Raw genomic sequence first — 5,000 nt, forward strand, 5'->3', positions numbered from 1 at the left:
TTCGTAAAAAGGTTTTGTGGTGAGCATCTAGCTCGCCGCTTGTTCTGTTTGACATTGTAAAGAGAAGATTTGTTCGAACTTCATGAGCTTGAAAAGGTTTGTGATTTGTCGCGGGAGACGCTCAATCTCCCGCATATGATGGGCTTGCCTAACCGCACCCTCGAACCGATCTCGAGAAGCTGGTCTTTTTGTGCCAATGACATCGAATTGGGTCCCGCACAGGATCCGGTTCAGGCGACAATCTCTTCGAGATTGCGCGGACGCTAACCTCGCAAGGGGAAGGCTGAAGTGACAATCCCTTCGGGATTGCGCGGGTGGGCATTGGCAATGAGAACGATCAAGTGTCTTAAGGGCAATTGGTGGATGCCTTGGCATGCACAGGCGATGAAGGACGTGATACGCTGCGATAAGCTACGGGGAGGTGCGAATACCCTTTGATCCGTAGATTTCCGAATGGGGAAACCCACCTAAGGTACTTGGAAAATCAGAGCAGCCGGAGGTCGCAAGGCCGACTTGCTGCTGTGGTTTCCAAGTATCGATAATAGGTAACTTACCCTGAATACATAGGGGTAAAGTGGCGAACGCGGGGAACTGAAACATCTAAGTACCCGTAGGAAAGGACATCAACCGAGACTCCGGAAGTAGTGGCGAGCGAACCCGGACCAGGCCAGTGGCGATTGAGAGACAAGCGGAACCTTCTGGAAAGTAGGGCCATAGTGGGTGACAGCCCCGTACGCGTAATGCAATCAATCGTCCTCGAGTAAGGCGGGACACGTGAAATCCTGTCTGAAATTGGGGGGACCACCCTCCAAGCCTAAGTACTCGTGCATGACCGATAGCGAACTAGTACCGTGAGGGAAAGGTGAAAAGCACCCCGACAAGGGGAGTGAAAGAGTACCTGAAACCGATTGCCTACAAACAGTGGAAGCCCAAGGTTCGTCCTGGGTGACCACGTACCTTTTGTATAATGGGTCAGCGACTTAGTGTGACGAGCAAGCTTAAACCGCTAGGTGTAGGCGCAGCGAAAGCGAGTCTGAATAGGGCGTTCAGTTCGTCGCATTAGACCCGAAACCGAGTGATCTAGCCATGAGCAGGTTGAAGGTAAGGTAACACTTACTGGAGGACCGAACCCATAACTGTTGCAATAGTTCGGGATGACTTGTGGCTAGGGGTGAAAGGCCAATCAAACTCGGAAATAGCTGGTTCTCCGCGAAATCTATTTAGGTAGAGCGTCGACCGAATACCCCAGGGGGTAGAGCACTGGATGGGCTAGGGGTCCTCACCGGATTACCAAACCTAACCAAACTCCGAATACCTGGGAGTACTAGTCGGCAGACACACGGCGGGTGCTAACGTCCGTCGTGAAAAGGGAAACAACCCTGACCTACAGCTAAGGTCCCCAAGTTATGGCTAAGTGGGAAAGGATGTGAGGATCCCAAAACAACCAGGATGTTGGCTTAGAAGCAGCCATCATTTAAAGAAAGCGTAACAGCTCACTGGTCTAAATAAGGGTCTTTGCGCCGAAAATGTAACGGGGCTAAAGCCATACACCGAAGCTTAGGGTTTGGTCCGCAAGGGCCAAGCGGTAGCGGAGCGTTCTGTAAGCTGATGAAGCCATACCCGTGAGGGGTGGTGGAGGTATCAGAAGTGCGAATGCTGACATGAGTAACGTAAGGGGAGTGAGAGACTCCCCCGCCGAAAGACCAAGGGTTCCTGCTTAAAGCTAATCTGAGCAGGGTTAGCCGGCCCCTAAGACGAGGCGGAAACGCGTAGTCGATGGGAACCACGTTAATATTCGTGGGCTTGGAGGTAGTGACGGATCATTGAGGTAGTCCAATCTTATCGGATTGAACGGGCTGCTGCGTGGTTCCAGGAAATAGCTCCTCCTTATAAACCGTACCCGAAACCGACACTGGTGGTCTGGTAGAGTATACCAAGGCGCTTGAGAGAACTATGCTGAAGGAACTCGGCAAATTGCACGCGTAACTTCGGAAGAAGCGTGACCCTTTTCTACGCAAGTAGAGGAGGGTGGCACAGACCAGGGGGTAGCGACTGTTTATCAAAAACACAGGGCTCTGCGAAGTCGCAAGACGACGTATAGGGTCTGACGCCTGCCCGGTGCTGGAAGGTTAAGAGGAGGGGTGCAAGCTCTGAATCGAAGCCCCAGTAAACGGCGGCCGTAACTATAACGGTCCTAAGGTAGCGAAATTCCTTGTCGGGTAAGTTCCGACCTGCACGAATGGCGTAACGACTTCCCCGCTGTCTCCAGCATAGACTCAGTGAAATTGAATTCCCCGTGAAGATGCGGGGTTCCTGCGGTTAGACGGAAAGACCCCGTGCACCTTTACTATAGCTTTACATTGGCATTCGTAGTGGCATGTGTAGGATAGGTGGTAGGCTTTGAAACCTGGGCGCCAGCTCAGGTGGAGCCACCCTTGAAATACCACCCTTATTACTATGGATGTCTAACCGCGGCCCGTTATCCGGGTCCGGGACAATGTATGGTGGGTAGTTTGACTGGGGCGGTCGCCTCCTAAAGAGTAACGGAGGCGCGCGATGGTGGGCTCAGAACGGTCGGAAATCGTTCGCTGAGTGCAATGGCATAAGCCTGCCTGACTGCGAGACTGACAAGTCGAGCAGAGACGAAAGTCGGTCATAGTGATCCGGTGGTCCCGCGTGGAAGGGCCATCGCTCAACGGATAAAAGGTACGCCGGGGATAACAGGCTGATGACCCCCAAGAGTCCATATCGACGGGGTTGTTTGGCACCTCGATGTCGACTCATCGCATCCTGGGGCTGGAGCAGGTCCCAAGGGTATGGCTGTTCGCCATTTAAAGCGGTACGTGAGTTGGGTTCAGAACGTCGTGAGACAGTTCGGTCCCTATCTGCCGTGGGTGTAGGAATATTGAAAGGATCTGTCCCTAGTACGAGAGGACCGGGATGGACGGATCTCTGGTGGACCTGTTGTGGCGCCAGCCGCATAGCAGGGTAGCTATATCCGGACGGGATAACCGCTGAAGGCATCTAAGCGGGAAACCCACCTTAAAACGAGTATTCCCTGAGAACCGTGGAAGACGACCACGTTGATAGGCCGGGTGTGGAAGAGCGGCAACGCTTGAAGCTTACCGGTACTAATAGTTCGATCGGCTTGATCGTTCTCATTCCTTATGCTCATCGCTCCAAATCGGAGGATGACAGGCACAAAAAAGACCAGCGAATAGCCCCGAGAGGCACCCGACAGCTCCGCTGCCGATGCCTCTTTGTGCTCCTTCGCTCAAAAGCTTCTCGAACAACGTGCGTTTTGCCGACCTGGTGGTTATGGCGGAGCGGCTGCACCCGATCCCATTCCGAACTCGGCCGTGAAACGCTCCAGCGCTGATGGTACTTCGTCTCAAGACGCGGGAGAGTAGGTCGCTGCCAGGTCTGCTAAACGCACGTTGAACTCACATCCAATCGGATGGAGTGATGTCTTCTCTTTATGAAATGGCCCGCCAAGGGATCACGGGCCGCGTAAGCGGCCCTTTCATTTGGTCAGCTATATACCTATCTGTAGGCCTCGGCTTACACAAAAAAGCAAGCAAACGCTTGCTTAGGAACGCAAGCAAGCGCTTGCTTAGATTAGCAAGCAAACGCTTGCTAAGATTAGCAAGCAAACGCTTGCTAAGAGGTGACGCGGGGTGGAGCAGCCCGGTAGCTCGTCAGGCTCATAACCTGAAGGTCACAGGTTCAAATCCTGTCCCCGCAACCAAACTTCACTAAACAAACAGCCCGCCTCGTGCGGGCTCTTTTGTTTTTTGCCCTGGTGCCGGCGTTTAACCCGTCATGTCATCAGGCGCCCCCAAGCAGGCCAAGCCCAAGCCGCCAGACAGAAAACTCAAATCCTCTCCCCAACCAAACTTCGGTAAGCAAACAATCCGCCAGGAACAATGCCCGCCGGCCGTTCGCATTCGGGGACAATGGTGCCTGCAGCGGCACTCCTCGGCGCAGAAAGAGGCCTCAGCCGACAAGCTACGACGACAGACAAGCCTCTCAACAAACCTAATTCAAAATAGCCCGCAGCCGCGGGCCGTTTGCGTTCAGGGGATTGGCAAGCGAGGCGCCCAGCCGCCGCCATGGCCAGATCAACCGAATCGGAGGCAGAAAAGACGAAGCATCCGATCCTCAGGCATCGGTCAGTGACGCCGGTGGTGACTTGCAATCAAATACGAAATGAATTGGGTCGGGGTGGTGTTCTATTCAGTCGGCTTTTTGTGGCAACCCTCGGCCATGACAATGACTGAGGACCGCGAATCGACCTGCATGTGGATCCTCGATCGCGCCGGCGGTTGGGTGTGTCACGCCGCAAGTGCCGTTGGCCGAGCGGCCTGGGGGGCGCCGAAGCTACGCCTCGATCAAGTCGAATCAAAGTGAAGGGCGATTCTCTGGGGATGAGTGGCGCAAGGTGTAGCATGGTCGAATCGGCCAATTTTGCTGATAGCTGACATCTGTCGCCAGGTGCGGGATCACTCCCATGTTCCCGCAGGGGGGATGCCAATGCCAAATTCGCTTTGAATGACCATTACGAGAGCTCCATCAGGAAGCAGCTCGAATCAGGCCGCTACAACAATGCCAGCGAAGTTGTCCGCGCGGGCCTGCGCATGCTTGAGGATTTGGAGGCGGAGCGGGAGAAATGGCTGCGCGAGGAGATACCGGGGCGCCTAACTGAACTCCGGCAGGATTCATCGAAGGGAATCCCTGCCGAGACGGTTTTCTCCCGGCTGGAGGCGCGTCATCGCGCGAAGCAGGCGAAAGCCTAGTAGGGGTGGAGTATCGGATTGTCTTCCACCCCAAGGCAGAAGCCGAGCTGGAGCAACTCTACGGTGACATAGCCGGACGTGCGTCGCCGGCGATCGCCTGGAGATTCATTGCGGGTATCCCGACCATTGTCTCGGTCTGTCGACTTTTCCACAGCGGAGCACCGAGCGGGTCGAGATCATGCCTGGCTGCGGATTGTTGGCTAC

1 protein-coding gene, 1 tRNA gene and 2 rRNA genes are annotated in these 5,000 nt (G+C 54.7%); all 4 read left to right on the forward strand.

Annotation, left to right across the window (positions count from 1 at the left end):
* The first annotated feature begins 335 nt into the window (after positions 1 to 335).
* The 4 genes from AC0L2U_RS13070 (at position 336) to AC0L2U_RS13085 (ending at position 4,796) form a co-directional block, all read left to right on the forward strand.
* Positions 336 to 3,156 (forward strand): 23S ribosomal RNA (locus AC0L2U_RS13070).
* Positions 3,157 to 3,308: 152 nt separating this feature from the next.
* Positions 3,309 to 3,423: ribosomal RNA gene (gene rrf / locus AC0L2U_RS13075) — 5S ribosomal RNA — on the forward strand.
* Between the two features lie 248 nt (positions 3,424 to 3,671).
* A tRNA-Met gene (locus tag AC0L2U_RS13080) sits at positions 3,672 to 3,748 on the forward strand.
* 736 nt (positions 3,749 to 4,484) lie between these two features.
* Positions 4,485 to 4,796 carry a type II toxin-antitoxin system ParD family antitoxin gene (locus AC0L2U_RS13085; RefSeq protein ID WP_127809237.1) on the forward strand — a complete coding sequence of 104 codons (312 nt, stop codon included), beginning with the start codon at positions 4,485 to 4,487 and terminating at the stop codon, positions 4,794 to 4,796.
* Positions 4,797 to 5,000 lie beyond the last annotated feature (204 nt).

The sequence above is a fragment of the Mesorhizobium sp. WSM4808 genome (assembly GCF_055811675.1).